This window comes from Vibrio pectenicida (genome assembly GCA_024347015.1).
GTDB lineage: Bacteria > Pseudomonadota > Gammaproteobacteria > Enterobacterales > Vibrionaceae > Vibrio > Vibrio pectenicida.
Genome location: AP024889.1, coordinates 2,242,217 through 2,262,811, shown reverse-complemented (window position 1 = coordinate 2,262,811; position 20,595 = coordinate 2,242,217). Strand labels below are relative to the sequence as shown.

The window sequence follows — 20,595 nt, the reverse complement described above, 5'->3', positions numbered from 1 at the left end:
GGCTTTTGGCTAAGCGACCGTGCTTTTTCACTTTGATTCCGTCACCTTGGTCGCTGAGCCATTCATCCGTTTTGTAAGCCCAACAATAGTTCAACGCCAATATTGCGACCACCTTGCTCACCCTCGCGGGTTCCGTCAGACTCGCCCTTTCAGGCATTCAAATAAGGTTTCTATCTCCCAAGGCTTCGCGTAAATCATGATACTGTCAGGTCAAGGGGCACTCGTGGCGATTATGAGTAATTCGCCATCATCCAAACGTGCTCCTGCCAAATAAACCGACTCGTCCCATAATTTACTGTTACTGAAATTAATTGCTGCAATTGTTATATCAATCTTTTAATTTTTATAACTTATTGCCAATAATGAATGGTGTGTATAACTCGCTACGAGTTGTAACACATGCCAAGTTGGCAATGCTTAGATCAAGGAGCAGAGATGAAAGCAGTAAAGGTTATATCTAGTGTATTAGTGCTAGGCGCAACACTAACCCTTCCCATAAACAGTATGGCAAAGACAGCAAAAGTCGCTGTATCACAAATTGTTGAACATCCTGCTTTAGATTCAGCGCGTAAGGGGTTGTTAGACGGACTTAAAGCAAAGGGCTACATAGAAGGAAAAAACCTGGAATTTGACTATAAAACAGCTCAGGGGAATCCAGCTATTGCGGTTCAAATTGCTCGTCAGTATGTGGGAGAAAAACCAGATGTGCTAGTAGGGATAGCAACTCCAACGGCTCAAGCATTAGTCGCTGCTACTCGCTCTATTCCAGTAGTTTTTACGGCTGTTACTGATCCTGTAGGAGCAAAACTGGTTAAAAGTATGACTCAACCAGGAAAAAATGTCACTGGTCTGTCTGACCTTTCCCCTGTCAATCAACACGTAACACTTATCAAAGAAATTATGCCTAATGTGAAGTCTATTGGGGTGGTATTTAATCCCGGAGAAGCTAACGCAGTCACCTTGGTAGCATTGTTAAAAGAAAATGCAAAGGCTCATGGAATTAGTGTATTTGAAGCAACAGCCTTAAAAAGTGCCGATGTCCAATCGGCTACTCAGGCTATTGCGGAGAAATCGGACATTCTCTATGCTCCGACTGATAATACAGTCGCAAGTGCAATTGAAGGTATGCTTGTAGCTGCGAATCAAACCAAAACCCCTGTTTTTGGTGGTGCAACTTCTTATGTTGAGAAAGGGGCTATTGCGAGTATCGGGTTTGATTATTATCAAGTTGGTATTCAAACGGCTGATTATGTAGTTGCCATATTGGAAGGCGCAGATCCTGGCACATTAGATGTGAAAGTCGCTAATGGTTCTGATTTGGTTGTGAACACGACAGCCTCAAAACAACTTGGAATCACCATCCCTGATTCTGTTCTCGAGCGTGCTACTGAAGTGAAGTAACGGGGCAAACCTGCCCATTTTAGCGACTAACACAGAGGGGAGTGATGATGTCGGCTTTTGCGTTTTTTGGCGCGCTTGAAATTGGGTTACTCTATGGTTTAGTTGCGCTAGGCGTTTTCCTCACTTTCCGAGTACTTGACTTTCCAGACTTGAGCGTAGATGGGAGTTTCCCTATGGGAGCGGCGGTTGCTGCCACAGCCATAGTTGCGGGTATTAACCCTTGGTTGGCAACAGGATTTGCAATTTTGGCTGGAGCCGCAACAGGTTGGGTAACGGCATTTTTAGCGATAAGGTGCGGGATACTGCATTTATTAGCCTCAATTCTAACCATGATCGCTGCATTTTCAATTAATATTCGCATCATGGGACGCCCTAACACAGCCCTTCTAGGAGAAGAGACTATTCTGACCCCTTTTGAGTCTGTTGCTGATCCTATGCTGATAAGGCCAATAGTGGTAGGTGTACTGGTGATGTTATCTGCTGTTTTCGTTATTCGACTTTTAACTAGTGACTTTGGCTTAGGTCTGCGTGCAACGGGTGTTAATGCACGTATGCTTGCCGCTCAAGGTGGGAGTACCTCATTCTATACCTATTTTGGTCTTGCACTATCCAACGGCTTCGTCGGCTTTGCCGGGGCCTTATTTGCCCAAACGAATAGTTTTGCAGATGTTACTTCTGGTGTAGGGACAATTGTCGTTGGACTAGCAGCGGTGATACTTGGTCAAACATTAATGCCTGGGCGAAAGATATGGGTATCCGTAGTTGCTGTGGTCCTTGGTTCAGTACTTTATCGCCTCGCAGTAGCCTTTGCTTTAAGCTCGGGAATGTTTGGCCTGCAAGCCTCCGATCTTAATCTTGTCACTGCTGTTTTGGTGGCTATGGCACTTATCGCACCTAAACTTAAGGCGAATCTCGATGCTAAGAGGCTACTTTCTGTAAGCCGTGGTGAAAATAAAAACTAAGATAGCTGAATAAAGCGGGGGTGGTGCATGATTGATATTAATGATATTGATGTCATATTTAACCGTGGAAGTATATTGGAAAATCAAGCACTTAATAGTGTTTCATTGCAGGTCACAAAGCACCAGTTTCTAACAGTGATTGGTTCCAATGGTGCAGGGAAGTCGACTCTGCTCGGTACTGTGACAGGAGAAACACCGATCACTACAGGTTGCGTTATTCTCAATGGTTTAGATGTAACCAAACAGGCTGTCCATCAAAGGGCATCCCAGTGTGCACGAGTGTTTCAAGACCCTCTAGCGGGTACTTGCGCTGATTTGTCGATTGAAGAAAATATGGCACTGGCGCACATGAGAGGTAAGAAGCGTGGCTGGAGCTCTGCGCTCTCAAATCAGCGGCGTAAAGTATTTCAAGAACGTATAAGTATTCTTGGACTTGGATTGGAAGATAGGTTGGGTGATAATATTGGGCTCTTATCTGGTGGGCAGAGGCAAGCCGTTAGCTTGGTGATGGCGACGTTGTCTGATAGTAAAATTTTACTACTTGATGAACACACAGCAGCGTTAGATCCTAGAATGGCAAAATTTATCATAGAATTAACCAATATGATTGTGGCTGAATTTCGTTTAACTGTGATGATGGTGACCCATTCAATGAAGGATGCCTTAGCATGTGGTGACCGTACTGTGATGTTACACCAAGGTGAAGTCGTCTTAGACGTTACGGGTGAGAAAAGAGCTAATATGCAGGTTTCAGATTTGCTCGATATGTTCTCACAAGTTAGAGGAGAAGAGCTCGCAGATGATAGCCTTCTCCTAAGCTAACAACATTAAATCTGTGGCAAAAATGAGATTATGTAGAGCATGTTTCATCTTGATACTTTTTTATTCGTTCTACAATAGGAACTGCCTTATTGAAGGCGCGGATCTCTCGAAATAGTTCATTAGCCTGGGGGTATTCTTGTCGTAAGTAAGAAAACCACTGCTTAACCCGGTTAGGATAGTACAGGCCCTTATCCCCTTTCATTTCATATTGAGAATAAAGTAATAACAAGTCGACGACCTCTTGCCAAGGCATGGGTGTTTGATTATGTTTAACGACATTACCAAGATTCGGCACATTAAATGCGCCGCGACAGACCATTAGAGATTCTACACCTGTGGTTTTAATACAGGCTTGCCCGTCCTGAAAGTTCCAAATTTCACCATTAGCAATTAATGGTATCGTAAAACGTCGCCTGATCTCGTTAATATATGACCACTTGATTTCACTTGCTTTGTAGCCGCCTGTTTTAGTTCGAGCATGGACAGTGAGTTCATTGGCCCCCGCACTTTGGATAGCATCAACAATCTCAAAACAATCGTTAGGGTTATCCCAACCCAAGCGAATTTTAGCCGTAAGGGGAACATGTTGTGGAAGCGCATCTCGGCATGCCTTCACAACGCGATGAATTAGTTCGGGGTGTTGTAGCAAGGCTGCTCCACCTTTGCTCTTATTAACTAATTTCGCTGGACAGCCAAAGTTAATATCAACGCCTTTTGCCCCAAGTTCAGATGCCCGAACTGCATTCTCAGCCATCCAATCAGGGTTTTGGCCTAACAATTGAATATGAACAGGGACGCCTGATTTGGTTTCTGACCCTTGTTTTAGCTCTGGACACAAACGATAAAAAACATGCTCAGGTAGCAATTGATCTACCACACGTACAAACTCAGTTATACAGAGGTCGTAGTCGTTAATATCGGTTAAGATCTCGCGCATCAAATGGTCTAAAACGCCCTCCATCGGGCCTAATACAAGTCGCATAAACAATGTTTCTCAATTCAGGAGGCGTGATTTTAGGTATTTCCCATCAAGATGTCTAATTACATGAGTGATTTGTTGACAGGATTAATATGGTCTAGAGCTGAAGTTGTTAGATAGAGTTAGGAATACTCCAAAGCAGATAAGGTATGAGTGACCATAGCCTATTGGTAAGGTTATAATGGCTTACAAAGAATATGATCACAAAATTAGCTAATGACTTATCAATTACTGAAAATAGAAGCATCTCAATTCCAAGAGTCTGACATCTTCATTGAAGGGGTGGTTTTGGCGGCCAATTTGGCGACAAAACCTCTAGAGCCTGAACTTTGGCTACCGGACATATTTGCTGATCAGGCGTTACTTGTAAAAACAAAAGTTATACAGCATGTTCATCAGCAATATACATACCTAAAGCGAAATGAATACTCGCTATTATCACTTCTTAGTATTACAGATAGAGATGAGCAGCTAGCTGATTTTGCTGAAGGCTTTATGAGATTGTGGCCAAGGGTCGAGAATCAATGGCAGGACGTGCCACTTAGCGATGGTTCGTCAAGAATGCTGCAAGCCTTACTCACTACGCTTATGTTGGCAATTGATGAGCACAAGACACAAACGGAGATGAAAGCTGCTGGAATTGAATCACCACCAGCTTTAGATGATCTAGTTTCTCAGCTTGACTTAATGATTAATGAGGTAGCGCTCGCCGCTGATGAAATCATGGTAGGGGCTAAAGCACAGTCAGTGAATCCGTTTAAAGGTATTGGTCGAAACGATCGGTGTCCATGTGGCAGCGGGGAAAAATTTAAACAGTGTTGTGGTCAATAGAACAAAGTTAACAGTAATCGGTCAAACACCAAGAAGCTAAGGTTTAAAGTTGAATTAAGGTTTAAAGTCGATTTTCATCGACCAAATAGGATTAAAAGAATGAAAAAATTTGCTGTGCTACTCTTGTTGAGTTTTTCTGTGATGGCAGCCCCTAAGGATGAATTAAGTAAACGGTTACAACTTTCGGAGGGATTCAGTGCTGATTTTACTCAGCAACTAATTAGCCCAGAAGGAGAACTATTAATTAAAGGGTCTGGAAAGGTGGATATTTCAAGACCGAGTTTGTTCCGTTGGGAAACCGTCTCGCCAGATGAGAATGTAATGGTTTCTGATGGTAAATCACTGTGGTATTACAGCCCGTTTATACAACAAGTAAGTATTTACTCGCAAGAAAAAGCGACCGCACAAACACCGTTTGTATTGTTAACTCGCAACCGTACTAGTGATTGGGACAACTATAAAGTTTCACAGCAAGACGATATGTTTACATTAATTCCAACAGCGGTTGACAGTAACCAAGGTACATTTAAGCTTGAAATTGATAAAAAAGGGGCAGTTAAGGGCTTTAGTGTTATTGAACAAGATGGGCAGAAAAGTGACTTTACATTTAAGAATGTCAATTTAGCTAAACCAAGTGCTGACCACTTTACTTTTACTATTCCGAAAGGAGTAGAGGTAGATGATCAAAGGAACTGAGAGTGAGTAACTATTGTTTGGATTTTACAGGGCAAGAAGATTTTCGCCCTCTTGCTGCTCGAATGCGACCAAAAACGCTCGAACAATATATTGGGCAGGAGCATATATTAGCTGAAGGAAAGCCTTTACGTCGTGCTCTTGAATCTGGCCACTTGCACTCGATGATTCTTTGGGGACCGCCAGGTACAGGCAAAACTACTTTAGCAGAAATTGCGGCCAATTATGCTAATGCTGAAGTAGAACGGGTATCTGCTGTGACCTCTGGTGTAAAAGATATACGCCTTGCTATTGAGAAAGCACGTGAAAATCAACTGGCAGGTATTCGTACAATCATGTTTGTTGATGAGGTCCATCGATTCAATAAATCTCAGCAAGATGCTTTCTTACCTCATATTGAAGACGGAACAATTACCTTTATAGGTGCGACCACAGAAAATCCGTCATTTGAACTAAATAACGCTTTGTTATCACGCGCTCGTGTATACAAGCTTACATCTTTGTCAGGGCAAGATATTTATCGAGCGCTTGAGCAAGCGACCAATAACTCAGAGCTTGGGTTAGGGAGGCTAAAGGCTCAGTTTGCTGACAATGTGCTTGAACGATTATCTGAGTTAGTGAATGGTGATGCGCGTATGTCACTGAACTATCTTGAGTTGCTCTATGATATGGCAAAAGAGGATGATCAGGGTGTAAAGCAAATTACTTTACCTCTATTGGCTGAAGTCGTTGGAGAAAAAGTCTCTCGTTTTGATAATAAAGGCGATATTTGGTACGACTTAATATCTGCTGTTCATAAGTCAATTCGTGGCTCGGATCCTGACGCTGCCCTTTACTGGTCAGCACGAATGATCGCCGCAGGTTGCGACCCCTTATATCTTGCACGTCGCTTGCTGGCAATTGCGTCAGAGGATATTGGCAATGCAGACCCAAGGGCGATGCAAGTGGCATTATCAGCTTGGGACTGTTTTACTCGAGTTGGTCCTGCAGAAGGGGAAAGAGCTATTGCCCAAGCTATTGTCTATTTAGCCTGCGCACCGAAAAGTAATGCTGTTTATACGGCTTGGAAGCAAGCACTGAATGATGCTCACAATCAACCAGAATTTGAAGTACCAGCACACCTTCGTAATGCACCTACAAGCTTAATGAAAGATCTCGGTTACGGGGAGGAATATCGTTATGCCCACGATGAATTGGGCGGATATGCTGCCGGTGAAAATTATTTCCCTCCAGAAATGCCTGACAGCCGTTACTACTTTCCTACAAATCGAGGCTTAGAGGTAAAAATTGCTGAAAAGTTAGAATACCTAGCGAGTTTAGATGCAAAAAGCCCACAAAAGCGCTATGAATAAGTGTCTTTTTTGGATACATTTGTCGGTCTAATTACCAAAGCGCTTGAATATGATGTTTAAGCGTAACTTTTACTATACCAAAGCATAGGATTAACAATGCTGGATTCTAAATTACTTCGTACAGAGCTGGATGAAACAGCTGAAAAACTGGCGCGCCGTGGCTTTAAGCTAGACGTAGAGACAATCAGTACACTTGAAAATCAACGTAAGTCGATCCAAGTCGAAGTTGAAAATTTACAATCCACGCGTAACTCCATCTCCAAACAAATTGGTCAGAAAATGGCAGCTGGAGACAAAGAAGGTGCTGAAGCGATTAAAAAACAGATCGGTACTTTAGGCAGCGATCTTGAAGCGAAAAAAGTACAATTAGCAGAAATCCAAAATAAGTTGGAATATATCACTTTGTCAGTTCCAAACTTGCCAGATGGTGAAGTTCCTGATGGTAAAGACGAAAATGACAATCTAGAGATTTCTCGTTGGGGTGAGCCTAAAGCTTATGACTTTGAAGTCAAAGATCACGTTGACCTAGGTGAATTTGCTGGTGGTCTTGATTTCTCTAGCGCTACCAAAATTACGGGTGCTCGCTTTATTATCATGAAAGGACAGTTTGCTCGCCTTCACCGTGCTATTGCACAGTTCATGCTTGATTTACATACTGAAGAACATGGTTATACGGAAGTATACGTGCCTTACTTAGTCAACTCTGATAGCTTGTATGGTACGGGACAGTTGCCTAAGTTTGGCGAAGATCTTTTTCACACAGAACCATTAACTGAAAAAGTGAATGATGAAGAACCGCGTAAACTTTCTCTCATTCCAACCGCTGAAGTCCCTGTGACCAACATGGTTCGAGATACTATTGTAGATGAAGCAGATTTGCCGATTAAAATGACAGCGCATACACCATGTTTCCGCTCTGAGGCGGGATCTTACGGTCGTGATACGCGTGGTCTTATTCGTATGCATCAATTTGACAAAGTTGAGTTAGTCCAGATTACTAAGCCGGAAGATTCAATGGCTGCGCTAGAAGAGCTTACTGGCCATGCTGAAAAAGTGCTTCAAATGCTAGAGCTTCCTTATCGCAAAGTTATTTTGTGTACTGGAGATATGGGATTTGGTGCCCGTAAAACTTATGATCTTGAAGTCTGGGTACCAGCACAAGAAACCTATCGTGAAATTTCTTCTTGTTCAAATACTTGGGATTTCCAAGCGCGTCGTATGCAGGCTCGTTTTCGTCGCAAAGGTGAGAAAAAACCTGAACTTTTACATACGTTGAATGGCTCAGGTTTGGCCGTTGGTCGAACTATGGTTGCTATTTTGGAAAATAACCAAGAAGCGAATGGTCGTATTGCAATTCCTACAGTTCTGCAAAAGTATATGGGCGGTGTTACCCATATAGGTTAAGTCTTTTCCGTAAGGTAAGGCCAGCTCGATGAGCTGGCCTTTTTTTCGCCTATTACCCTTTTAAAATTGGGTAAGTATAGAAAAGCAAATGACTGAAGTTAAATAAAAAGTGAACCAAAACTGAAGCCCATAGCCTTCCGGTTAGGTGGAAAACCAGTCCGTAGCCAAGTCCTGCCAACGTGGCAAATACTATCAATAGTGGACCACCTGAAAAATGAGCAACTCCGAATAACAAACTCGTAATGAATAGAGCAATGTATAAACCAAACTTCTTTGTTAGCTTCTGCTGAATAAAGCCTCGAAATAGGGCTTCTTCGGCTACGCAGGTAAACATCAGGTTGTTAAATGCAAATAACCACCACCAAGACGGAATAGTAAATTCAGGCTTGATCGCACCAAGTACTGATGCGATAGGTAATAGAGAAAAAAGCAAGGTACAAACAACCAATATCATACGATAATTGGGTTGCTGTGGCTTACCTAGTAGGTGTGGGAAGATGTATAGTAGCGCAAAGAAAGCGAGTGGCTTATCCAAATTTAAGTACATATTGAAGTCTGCACTGAGAGGGCCAGCTTGAACTTTTTCTAATACCTGAGGATTATTAAAGCTAGGGATTAAATGAAGAAAAAGAGCTAAGCAAAAGATAACTACAAAAGCGGATAGAGCCGTTGGCGATATCCATGATTTATCTTTTAGGTAATGAACGCTAGCAAAAAAAGCGCAAATAAGTACAAATCCTATCGGTGTTAGAACACCAAAAAATATGCTACTGAGTAGTGTGAGAATTAGTAAAATAGACGAGGTATTCGTAGCTTTTAAAAAAGCTGCGAGTATTGAGGCGGATAGCACTAGCCAAACAAAGATATAAGCATCAATATACATAAAAAAAATTAGTTATGTTTGAAAAATATATCATGAACTGAATTGATGCCTTGAACAAGTTGATTTTATTTCAGTAGAGCAAAGAGTTAAAAATAAAAAGCCGATAAGTTACCGGCTTAAGAAGTGGAGTAAATCAGATAAATGCAGCTAAATTGACATTTCGCCTCGCAGTACTTGCTGCATCTGTTTTTTTACTTGTTCATAGCTAAGTTTTTGGCTAAGTAGATAATGGAGTTTGGCCAGAGCCGCTTCTGGTGTCATGTCATACCCGCTGATAACACCTGCTTCGGCAAGAGCACAGCCTGTAGCATACCCCCCCATGTTGACTTTACCTGCTAAACATTGAGTGAGGTTGACGACAATAACACCGCGTTCAGAGGCATCTTTAAGGTGGGACAGAAGTTTTGGGTTTTGTGGAGCATTTCCTACACCAAAGGTCAGCAAAATCATAGCATTGACTGGCTGGAGTAGAGTATTACGAATTACTTCATGAGATATCCCTGGGTACATGGTGATCACACCAATCGGCTGGGGTGTGATGTCGTGTATTTTAAACTTTCCTTTGGGTTGTTTTCCGATCTTAATATCGTTACTAACTTGGATATTGATTCCAGCTTCTAGAAGTGGAGGAAGGTTTGGAGAAGTAAACGCGTTGAAGCCATCCGCATGAGATTTAGTACTGCGATTACCGCGCATTAATTTGTTATTAAAAAATAGAGTTACTTCATTTATTGGATAATTAGCCGCGATGTGCAAAGCATTAAGTAAATTGGCTTGACCATCAGATCTAAGCTCAGCTAGTGGTATTTGTGAGCCTGTCACAATAACTGGCTTTGCAAGGTTCTCTAGCATAAATGATAAGGCAGATGCGGTATATGCCATGGTGTCTGTGCCGTGAAGTATAACGAATCCATCGTATTTATCGTAATTTTTTCGGATATCATCGGCAATCTGCTGCCAATCTCTTGGAGTCATATCTGATGAGTCGATCAAAGGTTCGTATTCATGGGTGGTGAATTTTGGCATTTCAGGGCGTTGGAACTCTGGCATACTTGCCAATTGTTTTTCCATAAAACCAGCCACAGGAACGTAACCGTGGTCATCAGACTTTTTCATGCCTATGGTTCCGCCAGTGTAAGCGATATAAATATGTTTTCTTGCCATTGCTTAAAAACCAGTCAATTGTAGGGAAAAGAGCGTGGAATTATATATTAATATAAGCCAAGAAAAAGGGGGACGTTACTCACGGGCTGCTTTTATCTCCTCAAATATCAATAGTTGTTGAGAATTTATCAATTGGAAATTTGTCGGGGTGTAAGGGAATGTGTATTAAATAAATGAGGTACCCAAAGCGGTGTTAATCTCAACCAAATAAACAGGTATGACCAATAAAGGTATAGTTCTAAGTTGTTTGTAAAATGACTCTACTTAGATTTTGCTACTATCTGCCTTTAGTGTGATTTTTAACTAAAATGGGCAATGATATTTATTTAAAGTGGTGGTGGATGCACATCTTTATAAAGTCATTCATATGATTGTTATTCTGATTATCTTCACTATATGAGTTGTAATTTATGTAGCCAGTATGAGGCTTTTTATGTTTAGACATTTTTTGTTATGTTCTCCATTCATTTTTTTGTTATGTAATACTTCAGCTTATGCAAATCAGAAAGAAGGAGACCAAATTTGCGCAGCGGCACAGGAAGCATACCTAAAGTTTAAAGATATAAATTCCGGATCAAATGCTAATTATATCAAGGCACTAGAATCTGTTGATGCAAAAACATTTGGTATGTCTGTAGTGACCGTTGATGGCCGTATTTGCGAATTTGGTGATTATGATTCGCCGGTTTCAATTCAATCGGTGTCAAAGGTCTTTACTTTGGCGTTGCTAATGAGTGGCAGAGGGCCTAATTTTGTAGAAAAGACAATAGGTGTTCAGCCTACAGGAATGCCTTTTAACTCTATTCTAGCGCTTGAAAATCAAAATGGTTCCCCGTCGAATCCTTATGTTAATGCTGGTGCTATTTCTATCGTAAGTTGGCTAACACCTCAAAATGAATTTGACCGCTGGAAGGTTATAAAAAGCAATATGGATAACTACGCGGGTAGAAAACTGAATATGAATAAAGATGTATTGCAGTCTGAGATGAATGATAATAAACGTAATCTTGGAATTGCAACATTACTTGATTCCTATGGAAAGTTAGGAACTACACCTATTGATGCTGTTACAGCGTATACAAAACAATGTTCAATCAATGTGACTTCACATGATTTAGCTGTCATGGGATCTGTACTTGCCAATTATGGCACGCACCCTATTACGCACAAAGAAATCCTAAATAGTGATTATGTTCCCAAAATATTGTCATCAATGGTGATGTCGGGGGTTTACTATAACTCTGGAAGTTGGTTTTATGAAACTGCAGTGCCAGCTAAAAGCGATGTGGGTGGTGGGTTTATTGCAATCATCCCAGGTAAAATGTCTATAGGAGTGGTTTCTCCACCACTTGATCAATTTGGTAATAGTGTACGAGCACAGAGAGCAGTGAGTTACATTGTCAGTGAGATGAACTTAAACCCATACTAGAATCAAGAACAGGAGGCTTGCATCGAGCATAGCAACTCTAATTAATAAAATTTACCAGTCTCAGGTACTCAATATTTGGGACTGGCTTTGAAAAATCAGTATATCAGGCAAATTAACACGAGAATAAGTGCCTAGAGGTTTAAATGACAGGCTGTTTTTAACGACCGTTAGCTCGAATACTTCACACTTGCCTCACATCATACTATTCTTATTCGAGATAAATTCAAATAAGAGCCAAGTTTCATATGAAGAATAAGCGTCGATACTTGAGTATTAATAAAAAGTTACTCTTTGCTGTCACCCTTATCAGTATATTCCTCGCCCTGACCACGACTAGTTACAATCTTTATTATAGATTACAACTAGATATTGACCATATTACCAAAACACTTTCCAACATTAAGAACAGCCAATTATCAAGTATTACGGGTAGTTTGTGGGTAGAAGATAGGGTGTTACTTGAATCCCAAATTGAAGGGCTGCTCACCTTACCAGGTGTTGATTACGCTAACATCTGGAATGATAGGGAATCTGTTATTGAAAAGGGAGAAAGGTTAAGCGAAGGCGCAATTACGCAAATATGGCCGCTAGAATACCAACTTGGCGGTAAGAATTATGTTTTGGGTAATCTAATTATACAATCTGATCTTACCCGCACTTACGCTAGTCTTTGGTCTCAGTTTGTACATATTCTTTCAGCAGAAAGCGTTCGAATTATGTTGTTGCTTACTAGTGTGCTTTTTTTTACTTGGTTCTTTGTTATCAAGCGCATCAACCTTATGGAGAAAATAGTCAGTAGCAGTAAAAACAATCAGTCGCTAAATAAGATTTTTCTTCCATCTTCTTGGTTCAATGACGAAATAACTCACTTGGCTGATAAATTCAATCAGTCGGGTGATATTATTGAAGCCCATTATAGTCAGCTAAACCAAGCTAGAGAAGATGCGGAGCGAGCAAAAGATGAGGCGATTAGAGCAAGCAAAGCAAAAAGCTCCTTTCTAGCAAATATGTCGCATGAAATTCGTACACCCCTTAACGGCGTTATTGGGATCTCGGAAGTACTTTCTGATACCTCGTTAACTGCGACTCAACGTGACTATGTCGATACTATTGAGACCTCTTCTCATCTACTACTTAATTTAATCAATGATATTTTAGACTTTTCCAAAATAGAGTCAGGGATGTTAGTCATTAGCCCTAACTCGACTAATGTAAGGGAATCTATTTATGACATTGTTTCTATTGTTTCTCCAAGAGCTCAAGAAAAAGAGATTGATTTGAGAGTCACGGTTAGTTCAGGTTTACCCTATTGCTTGATGATAGACGACCATCGTTTGCGTCAGGTGATTATGAATTTTATGTCCAACGCGGTTAAGTTTACTGAGAAGGGGAGTGTGCATCTATCCATTATTACCCGTGATGTGACAGCAGAAAATGCCATAGTAGAGTTTTCGGTACATGATTCTGGAATTGGTATTGATGAACAACAACAAAATAAAATATTCGAGCCATTTAAGCAGGAGGATGATTCTACGACTCGGCAATTTGGTGGTACTGGCCTTGGTTTAGCAATAAGTACCCAATTGGTTGAGCTTATGGGTGGAAAGATCCAGCTAGAGTCAGAAAAAAATCAAGGTAGCCGCTTCTTTTTCCAACTTTCTCTTCCAATCGCTCAAATGGATTATAACTCTAAGCATACTTCTCGACTCAGCCCATTGTGTTTAGTATGTGATGATAAAGTAATGGAAGAGCAATTATGTGAGTCTTTAAATTTCTATCATGCACCTGTTTACCAATCCATAACCAGTTTAGATTACCTACCAAAATGGGTTCATGAGAAAGACAATGTTATTGTTATCTATGTTGAAACCAGTCCTAATACTGCTGTTAAAAGAGAAAGCCTGTTTCGTCATCTGAAGGCTTTGAATATTCATGTATGCCTAATGAAACACTTACGCAGTCAGCAGTATGACTTTGGAGAAAATGTTAGCGCGATCATTACGCAGCCTTTACTTGGTCAACGTTTGGTGAAAGTGATAGAACGGTTGGAACAAGATTTGGAACAATCCTCGACTCAAGAGTTACAAAGGATACGTGATGACATTATCACTAAGAAGATATTGGTGGTAGATGACAATGAGGTAAACAGAAAAATTGCCACTATCCATGTTGAAAAAGCTGGCTTTAGCTTTGATCTGGCTGAAAATGGCCAACAAGCGGTAGAAATGTTTAAAAAGCATCACTATGCATTAATTCTGATGGACTGCATGATGCCAGTGATGGATGGCTTTGAAGCAACAGAAAAAATTCGTCAAATTGAACATGAGGAAAACCGAGCTAAACGAATACCTATCATTGCTTTAACTGCTAGTGTCGTGGATGAAGACATTCAGAAATGTTTTAAAGTAGGTATGGATGATTATGTCGCTAAGCCTTTCAAAGCTGAGGTTTTAAGGGGAAAACTTACAATATTTGTTTCTCAAGATTCGGTGGAGACTCTATCATTACCGACAGCTTCTGAGTCCCAGAAAGTAAGTGTAAATCTTGAACCTAACGACACTGTGTCTAATTGTATTGGACGAATTTTGTTAGTGGAAGATAATAATGTTAACCAGAAAGTTGCGTCACTAATGCTTAGTAAGGCTGGATATCAATTTGAAATCGCTGAAAATGGACAAGTTGCGCTAGACAAATATGAGCAAGACAGTAGTTTTGATATCATTTTAATGGATTGTATGATGCCAGTGATGGATGGTTTTGAGGCAACGCAAAAGATTCGGGAGTATGAGCATTGCTTAGGACTTGCCAAAACCCCCATTATTGCTCTAACAGCAAGTGTCGTGGATGATGATATCCGTCGTTGTTTCGATTCTGGGATGGACGCTTATTTACCCAAACCTTTCAGAAAAGAGACGCTTCTTAATGAAATAGAAAGTATTACTTCATAATTAAAATTTCAGCCTCTTCCGTATAGTAGGTAGAGCATTTTATAAAATAGGCTCAGGCAATAACTGTCCTGAGCCTTGAAAGTTTAAGCTTACTACGACTAAGCAGGAACGGGTTCTTGGGTTGAATTAGTACTGTAAAATACAGCTAGACTAGGAATGGCAGCAATGGCTAGATAAACGCCAACGTAAGCAGAGCTATATTTCATCGCTTCCGTTACAATCAACGGGGTAAGACCACCGAAGATTGACAAAGCTATATTGTAACCAACCCCTAAACTTGTTATGTGATTGTCTGAGTATTGCCAAAGTACGGCTACTGTATTGCCCAATATAATGGCTGATAGTGCACTTATACCTAATACAGCACATACTTGCCAGATAAACTGGTCGGCTCCAAGAAGTATGAAAAGAGGAATAGCAGCGAATAGCATAACTATTGCCCCAAACTTGAAGGCTTGTTGTGTGGAAAAGTGTTTATCTACAATAAATGAGAATATAAATATCAACAAAACTAATACAGAAGAATTTATTAGCGCTAAGTTTTCGATATTCATTGCTTTACCTAAAATACCACTTGCTAAGTTTTGCACATAAAATATGACACCTGCAAGAATGGATAAGCAAAAGACTTTTATAATGACGTTGTAGTTAGGAGTATTTGCTACTTTTTCAACTTTTGGTAATTCAGGTAAAGAAAGTCGAAGGTATAGACTGACGATAATATTTATGACGCCGATCAATAGCGGTATTCTCCATCCCCAGCTAATCATCTGCTCTTGGCTAAGGTAATGCTCTAATCCTGAAACAATTAATAGTGAAATAATGACGCCCGCAATTGAACTAGATACAATCAGACTACTGATTCTAGAACGTTCAGATGTCTTTGCATTATACAGTAAGTAGTTAAAAAGCGTTGGGTATTCGCCACCAAAACTAAATGCTTGGAGCATTTGTAAAACTAAGAAGACAATGACCACATACTGCCCAACAGTCTCTATAGGGACTAAAGCCATTGAAATAGTTGCGAAACCTGTGAGTAGATTACAGAAAACAAGCGCTTTCTTACGCCCATATTGAGCGGCATAACGACAAATTACAATTCCACCAATAGGCCGTATTAAGAACCTTAATGCAAATACTCCCCATACAATAAGTTCTGAATGTTCAATGCCTTGTTTTGTGAATAGCTGTGAAATATACATAGATATTGATGCAAATACAGCAATATCGTAATACTCCATGGCATTACCAAGCACAGCACTTGTGCGTTGTTTCCAAGTGAGTGACATTCTGATTGACTCCTCTTTAATTTTTATCTTACTTCTATTGGGCTCAGATAAAGTTGATATGTTGCCTTTCACCCCAAAATATGAGTTGGACTTCACAATGACTTTATAGGAAAGTTGTTCGATTACATTTATATTCTTAAGTCAAAAATGAGTTAAGAGTGTATGAAAATAATTAGACTCTTAGTTATTCAAGATATGCACATAATACACTATGGGGTTGATTTTGCTAGAGTAAGAAAATGAAGGGCAGCGATTTTAAAAAGACTACATTTATCCTTTTGAAATTAATGTGTCCAAATAAAGCTAAATAAAAACGCCCATATCATTTAAATATAGGCGCTTGGTAATAGATGTTTCATCTATTTAATCTGGCAGTTTAAACAGAATGCATACTGACCCTTGGGGTCATTAAAACTATCTAGTAAGCTTGCGTCTTGAATTATTTGAGTTGCTGTAGGCCTTAAGGTTGAAGGAAGCATAGTGTAAACATCTATGCCAAGGCCCACTTGAACTTGGGTCATCAAGTTTTGAATGAACTCTTGAGCTGGGGTTAGAGGCTCTTCTACCCAATAAAGGTTGTAGTCTTCTAATTGAGCAAGTTCAGCAGCTAATTTGACGGCGTCATCAAAATCTCCCATTTGATCGACTAAGCCAAGTTTTTCAGCATCTTGACCTGTCCAAACACGTCCTTGGGCTATATCATCCATATTTTCAAGAATAATGTTTCGGTTCTCACTGACAAGGTCAACAAAGCGATGGTAACCATGTTCAACTCCTAACTGGAAAGCATCGCTGGCACCTTCAGATAAACCGGTTGTAATTCCTATACCTGAGAATGGTGAAGTCCCTACACCATCAGTATATATACCGAGTTTGTTTAAACCTTTTTCAAAGGTAGTAATAATGCTAAAGATGCCAATTGATCCAGTCAGAGTTGTTGGCTGAGCAACAATCTTATCTGCACTCATTGAAATCCAATATCCCCCTGAGGCTGCCAAGCTAGACATAGACGCTACGACAGGTTTTCCTGATTCTTTCAGTGCTTGTATTTCGTTACGTATTACCTCAGATGCAAATGCGCTTCCACCTGGACTATCAACACGTAATACAACGGCTTTGACGTTATCATCATTACGAGCTTGGCGTAATAATGCTGAAACGGTGTCACCTCCAGCAGTTCCTTTAGGTTGTGACCCGTCCATAATTGCACCACTTGCGACCACAACAGCAATATCATCTTTTGTTGTATCAAACTTTGGTTTTATAGTTGATAGATATTGATAATAATCAATATGCTGGTAGCTATCCTCACCGTTGGTGCCGAATGTTTCAATAAGCTCTGCACGTACTTGTTGACGGGTGGCAAGCTCGTCTACTAATCCAAGTTCAAGAGAGAGGCTAGCCAGATCACCATCTTGCTCTTTTAGTTGGGTCAAAAACTCTTCCATGCTCGGGTTTAGAGTATTTTTAGAAACTTGACGATTGGTTGCTACATCATCGACATATGCACCCCAAAGCTGTCCGAGCCAGCGAGAAGCAGACTCTTTTGCTTCATTTGACATGTCATCACGGACGAATGGTTCAATGGCAGACTTGTATGAGCCAACACGAAATACATGGGTGTTGATATCAAGCTTCTCTAGCAAGGTTTTGTAGTACATTGAATAGGCGCTATAACCTTTAATCAGTACTGCACCATCTGGGGCTAAATAGACTTTATCGGCGTAACTTGCAAGGTAGTACTGGCTCTGGTTGTAGAAATCTCCCACAGCATAAATTGGCTTGCCAGAGGCTTTGAATTCGTTAAGGGCTTTAGCAATATAACGAAGTTTTGTTAAGTTTGTTTCTGGCATATCGCCCAGAGCAAGCACAATTCCTGTTATGTTGTCATCATCCGTTGCGTGTCGAATAGTATCGACTACGTCAAACAGCAAGTTTTCACTCGGTATGCCTTCACCAAATAGAGAACCAGCAAAGGAATCCATAGGATTGACATAGCGTGATTGCTCGACAATTGGACCAGAAATATCGAGAGTGAGGGCAGTTTTTTGGGTTAGGTTAGGGGTAACCGAACTACTGGTTGTGTATGTGAAATAAAGAATTCCAAGTGTAAGCAGGAAGACTAGGTTCACTAGAGCAAGGCGAGCAAAGGTGATTAATTTCCATATCCCTTTGAAAAGCATGCCAATGTATTTGAATATTTTTTTCATTGTGGCTCCACTGCGCTCGTGCGCAGGTTTAAATCTAGATACGTTCGAGCATAAAGGTGTTAGTAGGCCTACATCCTACTTAAACTAGTATAACTGAACAACAACAAGATTGATCGGTGTTACAAAAGTGTAAACACCTGTTTGATTTTAATTGCAGGCAAATCTATTGTGGTCAGACCAGAAATGATAATAAAAAGTGATGTCTGCTATGTACCCAAATTTGTTAAAGCCGTTAGATTTAGGATTTACTCAGATTAGAAATAGAGTCCTGATGGGCTCTATGCACACTGGTCTTGAAGAGCATAAAGAAGGGCTAGGAAAGTTGGCTGCTTTTTATGCTGAGCGCGCTAAAGGAGGCGTTGGGCTGATAGTTACCGGGGGCTTTTCTCCTAATTTGCGAGGGCGGTTACATCCCTTCAGTGCTGAGTTTAGCAAAACTAAGCATGCTAGATCACACCGGGTAGTGACTGAGGCAGTACATGAACATGGCAGTAAGATTGCGATCCAGCTACTACACGCAGGTCGTTATGCAATGCATCCTTTTTCTCAGAGTTCATCAGCAATTAAAGCACCTATTGCACGCTTTTCTCCTAGTGAAATGAGTGTTAGGCAAATAAATAAAACTATTACAGCCTTTGCTAATAGTGCTGTTTTGGCCCAATCAGCGGGCTATGACGGTGTTGAAGTGATGGGTTCGGAAGGCTACTTGATTAATCAGTTTATCTGTAAGCGTACCAATACACGATATGATGATTGGGGTGGCAGCTACCAAAATCGTATGCGTTTTCCACTTGAAATTGTACAAGCTATCCGACAAGCAGTAGGCGAAGAATTCATCATTATTTTTCGTTTATCTATGCTGGATTTGGTTGAAGAAGGAAGTACGTTTGAAGAGGTCATTACTCTTGCCAAAGAATTGGAAAAAGCAGGTGTTACCATTATAAATACTGGTATCGGTTGGCATGAGGCGAGGATCCCTACCATCGCAACTCAAGTTCCTCGTGGAGCCTTTACTTGGGTTACTGAAAAAGTACGCCCTCATGTATCTATCCCAATAGTTACATGTAATCGCATTAATACTCCAGAAGAAGCTGAACGGATTTTATCGAGTGGTCATGCTGATATGGTGTCAATGGCTCGCCCGTTTCTTGCAGATCCGCATTTTGTGACTAAAGCAGAGAATGAACAGGCTCACTTGATCAACACCTGTATAGGTTGTAACCAAGCTTGCTTAGATCATGTATTTAAAGGTAAGAGAGCCAGTTGTTTGGTCAATCCACTTGCTTGTCGTGAAGATGAGTTAAGAATTACCCCAACAAATAAGCCTAAAAATGTTGCTGTTGTTGGAGCAGGTCCTGCTGGATTATCTTGCGCAACGACGCTAGCTAAGCGTGGGCATCATGTTGACCTTTTCGAGCGAAATGATCGAATTGGTGGTCAGTTTCGTCTTGCTATGCAGATCCCTGGAAAAGAAGAATTTCGTGAAACGATTCGATATTTTGCCAATCAGATTGATGAAACTGGAGTAAAACTTCATCTTGAAACGGAAGCTAACTTTGATTTACTTTCTGAGTATGATGAAGTGGTGATAGCTTCTGGAGTTGAACCTCGTAAGGTCAAGATTGAAGGAATTGAAAACCCAGAGAAAGTGATTGATTACCAGACTCTGATTAAAGATAAAACCTACGTAGGTGAAAAAGTTGCGATTGTGGGTGCGGGTGGAATTGGTGTTGATGTTGCCACTATGCTTACAGAGCCAACGGGTCACAATTTGGATGATTGGTTACATGAGTGGGGAATAGATAAAGAAATTGCGTACCCTGGGGGGTTGTTCCCTTACCCTGAGTCTCAAAGTGATAAAGAGGTCTGGGTACTCCAGCGCCGTGCTGGAAAGGTCGGTAAAGGGCCAGGGAAAACAACAGGGTGGATTCATAAGCGAACGCTGGAAAAGCGAGGTGTGAATCTACTAGGCGGAGTGAGTTATGACAAAATCGATGGGCGAGGTTTGCACATCACATGCAGTAACCATTCACAATTACTTGACGTTGATAAGGTCATAATATGCGCAGGTCAAGAATCTGTAAGACCATTTGAAAGTAAATGGCAGCAGATGGGCGACAAGATACATATTATCGGTGGTGCAGATCATGCGGGAGAGCTTGATGCTGTTAGGGCCATTCGTCAAGGGGTAGAACTTGCGATAAAGTTATAAAATTACCTTTAAATAT

At 40.7% G+C, this 20,595-nt stretch carries 14 protein-coding genes and 1 pseudogene; 10 read left to right on the top strand and 5 right to left on the bottom strand.

Annotated elements, in window-relative coordinates; translation table 11 throughout:
- Positions 1 to 435: 435 nt before the first annotated feature.
- Genes OCV27_RS10385 through OCV27_RS10375 form a run of 3 tightly spaced genes read left to right on the top strand, consistent with a single transcriptional unit; the run spans position 436 to position 3,185 of the window.
- Positions 436 to 1,401 carry an ABC transporter substrate-binding protein gene (locus OCV27_RS10385; protein ID WP_125319822.1) on the top strand — a complete coding sequence of 322 codons (966 nt, stop codon included), beginning with the start codon at positions 436 to 438 and terminating at the stop codon, positions 1,399 to 1,401.
- Positions 1,402 to 1,448: 47 nt separating this feature from the next.
- The gene (locus OCV27_RS10380; protein WP_125319851.1) at positions 1,449 to 2,363 is read left to right on the top strand and encodes an ABC transporter permease; all 915 of its coding nucleotides are present in this window, start codon (positions 1,449 to 1,451) and stop codon (positions 2,361 to 2,363) included.
- Positions 2,364 to 2,390: 27 nt separating this feature from the next.
- Positions 2,391 to 3,185: an ABC transporter ATP-binding protein gene (locus tag OCV27_RS10375; protein ID WP_125319821.1), complete on the top strand. Its 795-nt coding sequence runs from the start codon at positions 2,391 to 2,393 to the stop codon at positions 3,183 to 3,185.
- Between the two features lie 28 nt (positions 3,186 to 3,213).
- On the opposite strand, the gene dusC is transcribed toward OCV27_RS10375, so the two are convergent.
- Positions 3,214 to 4,167, bottom strand: coding sequence for a tRNA dihydrouridine(16) synthase DusC (gene dusC / locus OCV27_RS10370; RefSeq protein ID WP_125319820.1), 954 nt, complete (start codon positions 4,165 to 4,167; stop codon positions 3,214 to 3,216).
- Positions 4,168 to 4,380: 213 nt separating this feature from the next.
- Here dusC and OCV27_RS10365 point away from each other — a divergent pair, with 213 nt between their 5' ends.
- The 4 genes from OCV27_RS10365 to serS all read left to right on the top strand — a co-directional run bounded on the left by OCV27_RS10365 (position 4,381) and on the right by serS (position 8,444).
- Complete coding sequence (locus OCV27_RS10365) at positions 4,381 to 4,995, top strand: YecA/YgfB family protein (RefSeq protein WP_125319819.1); 615 nt, start codon at positions 4,381 to 4,383, stop codon at positions 4,993 to 4,995.
- 99 nt (positions 4,996 to 5,094) lie between these two features.
- Positions 5,095 to 5,691, top strand: a complete 597-nt coding sequence (gene lolA / locus OCV27_RS10360; protein ID WP_125319818.1) for an outer membrane lipoprotein periplasmic chaperone LolA — start codon at positions 5,095 to 5,097, stop codon at positions 5,689 to 5,691.
- A gap of 2 nt (positions 5,692 to 5,693) precedes the next feature.
- Positions 5,694 to 7,040 (top strand): replication-associated recombination protein A, encoded by a 1,347-nt coding sequence (locus OCV27_RS10355; RefSeq protein ID WP_125319817.1) that lies wholly within the window; start codon positions 5,694 to 5,696, stop codon positions 7,038 to 7,040.
- A gap of 96 nt (positions 7,041 to 7,136) precedes the next feature.
- A complete protein-coding gene (serS, locus tag OCV27_RS10350; RefSeq protein WP_125319816.1) occupies positions 7,137 to 8,444 on the top strand; it encodes a serine--tRNA ligase in 1,308 nt (435 codons plus the stop codon).
- Between the two features lie 52 nt (positions 8,445 to 8,496).
- On the opposite strand, the gene OCV27_RS10345 is transcribed toward serS, so the two are convergent.
- Together OCV27_RS10345 and ansA are read right to left on the bottom strand one after the other, a co-directional pair.
- Positions 8,497 to 9,327 carry a CPBP family intramembrane glutamic endopeptidase gene (locus OCV27_RS10345; protein ID WP_125319815.1) on the bottom strand — a complete coding sequence of 277 codons (831 nt, stop codon included), beginning with the start codon at positions 9,325 to 9,327 and terminating at the stop codon, positions 8,497 to 8,499.
- Positions 9,328 to 9,474: 147 nt separating this feature from the next.
- Positions 9,475 to 10,491, bottom strand: a complete 1,017-nt coding sequence (gene ansA, locus OCV27_RS10340) for an asparaginase (protein ID WP_125319814.1) — start codon at positions 10,489 to 10,491, stop codon at positions 9,475 to 9,477.
- Positions 10,492 to 10,924: 433 nt separating this feature from the next.
- Between ansA and glsA the strand changes: the two genes are divergently transcribed.
- The gene (gene glsA / locus OCV27_RS10335) at positions 10,925 to 11,920 is read left to right on the top strand and encodes a glutaminase A (protein ID WP_185759728.1); all 996 of its coding nucleotides are present in this window, start codon (positions 10,925 to 10,927) and stop codon (positions 11,918 to 11,920) included.
- Between the two features lie 425 nt (positions 11,921 to 12,345).
- Positions 12,346 to 14,868, top strand: a pseudogene (locus OCV27_RS20925) (response regulator); the annotation flags it as partial.
- Between the two features lie 98 nt (positions 14,869 to 14,966).
- Here OCV27_RS20925 and OCV27_RS10325 read toward each other — a convergent pair.
- Complete coding sequence (locus tag OCV27_RS10325; protein WP_125319811.1) at positions 14,967 to 16,157, bottom strand: MFS transporter; 1,191 nt, start codon at positions 16,155 to 16,157, stop codon at positions 14,967 to 14,969.
- Between the two features lie 359 nt (positions 16,158 to 16,516).
- Positions 16,517 to 18,367 (bottom strand): signal peptide peptidase SppA, encoded by a 1,851-nt coding sequence (gene sppA / locus OCV27_RS10320; RefSeq protein ID WP_125319810.1) that lies wholly within the window; start codon positions 18,365 to 18,367, stop codon positions 16,517 to 16,519.
- 208 nt (positions 18,368 to 18,575) lie between these two features.
- Here sppA and OCV27_RS10315 point away from each other — a divergent pair, with 208 nt between their 5' ends.
- A complete protein-coding gene (locus tag OCV27_RS10315) occupies positions 18,576 to 20,579 on the top strand; it encodes an NADPH-dependent 2,4-dienoyl-CoA reductase (protein ID WP_125319809.1) in 2,004 nt (667 codons plus the stop codon).
- Positions 20,580 to 20,595: the final 16 nt, after the last annotated feature.

Excerpts from the sequence above, each read along its gene's own strand:
- lolA (WP_125319818.1), top strand. The coding sequence starts at position 5,095 with ATGAAAAAATTTGCTGTGCTACTCTTGTTGAGTTTTTCTGTGATGGCA.
- glsA (WP_185759728.1), top strand. The coding sequence starts at position 10,925 with ATGTTTAGACATTTTTTGTTATGTTCTCCATTCATTTTTTTGTTATGT.
- OCV27_RS10345 (WP_125319815.1), bottom strand. The coding sequence starts at position 9,327 with ATGTATATTGATGCTTATATCTTTGTTTGGCTAGTGCTATCCGCCTCA.
- dusC (WP_125319820.1), bottom strand. The coding sequence starts at position 4,167 with ATGCGACTTGTATTAGGCCCGATGGAGGGCGTTTTAGACCATTTGATG.
- ansA (WP_125319814.1), bottom strand. The coding sequence starts at position 10,491 with ATGGCAAGAAAACATATTTATATCGCTTACACTGGCGGAACCATAGGC.
- OCV27_RS10325 (WP_125319811.1), bottom strand. The coding sequence starts at position 16,157 with ATGTCACTCACTTGGAAACAACGCACAAGTGCTGTGCTTGGTAATGCC.
- OCV27_RS10380 (WP_125319851.1), top strand. The coding sequence starts at position 1,449 with ATGTCGGCTTTTGCGTTTTTTGGCGCGCTTGAAATTGGGTTACTCTAT.
- OCV27_RS10315 (WP_125319809.1), top strand. The coding sequence starts at position 18,576 with ATGTACCCAAATTTGTTAAAGCCGTTAGATTTAGGATTTACTCAGATT.
- OCV27_RS10375 (WP_125319821.1), top strand. The coding sequence starts at position 2,391 with ATGATTGATATTAATGATATTGATGTCATATTTAACCGTGGAAGTATA.
- OCV27_RS10365 (WP_125319819.1), top strand. The coding sequence starts at position 4,381 with ATGACTTATCAATTACTGAAAATAGAAGCATCTCAATTCCAAGAGTCT.
- serS (WP_125319816.1), top strand. The coding sequence starts at position 7,137 with ATGCTGGATTCTAAATTACTTCGTACAGAGCTGGATGAAACAGCTGAA.
- sppA (WP_125319810.1), bottom strand. The coding sequence starts at position 18,367 with ATGAAAAAAATATTCAAATACATTGGCATGCTTTTCAAAGGGATATGG.
- OCV27_RS10385 (WP_125319822.1), top strand. The coding sequence starts at position 436 with ATGAAAGCAGTAAAGGTTATATCTAGTGTATTAGTGCTAGGCGCAACA.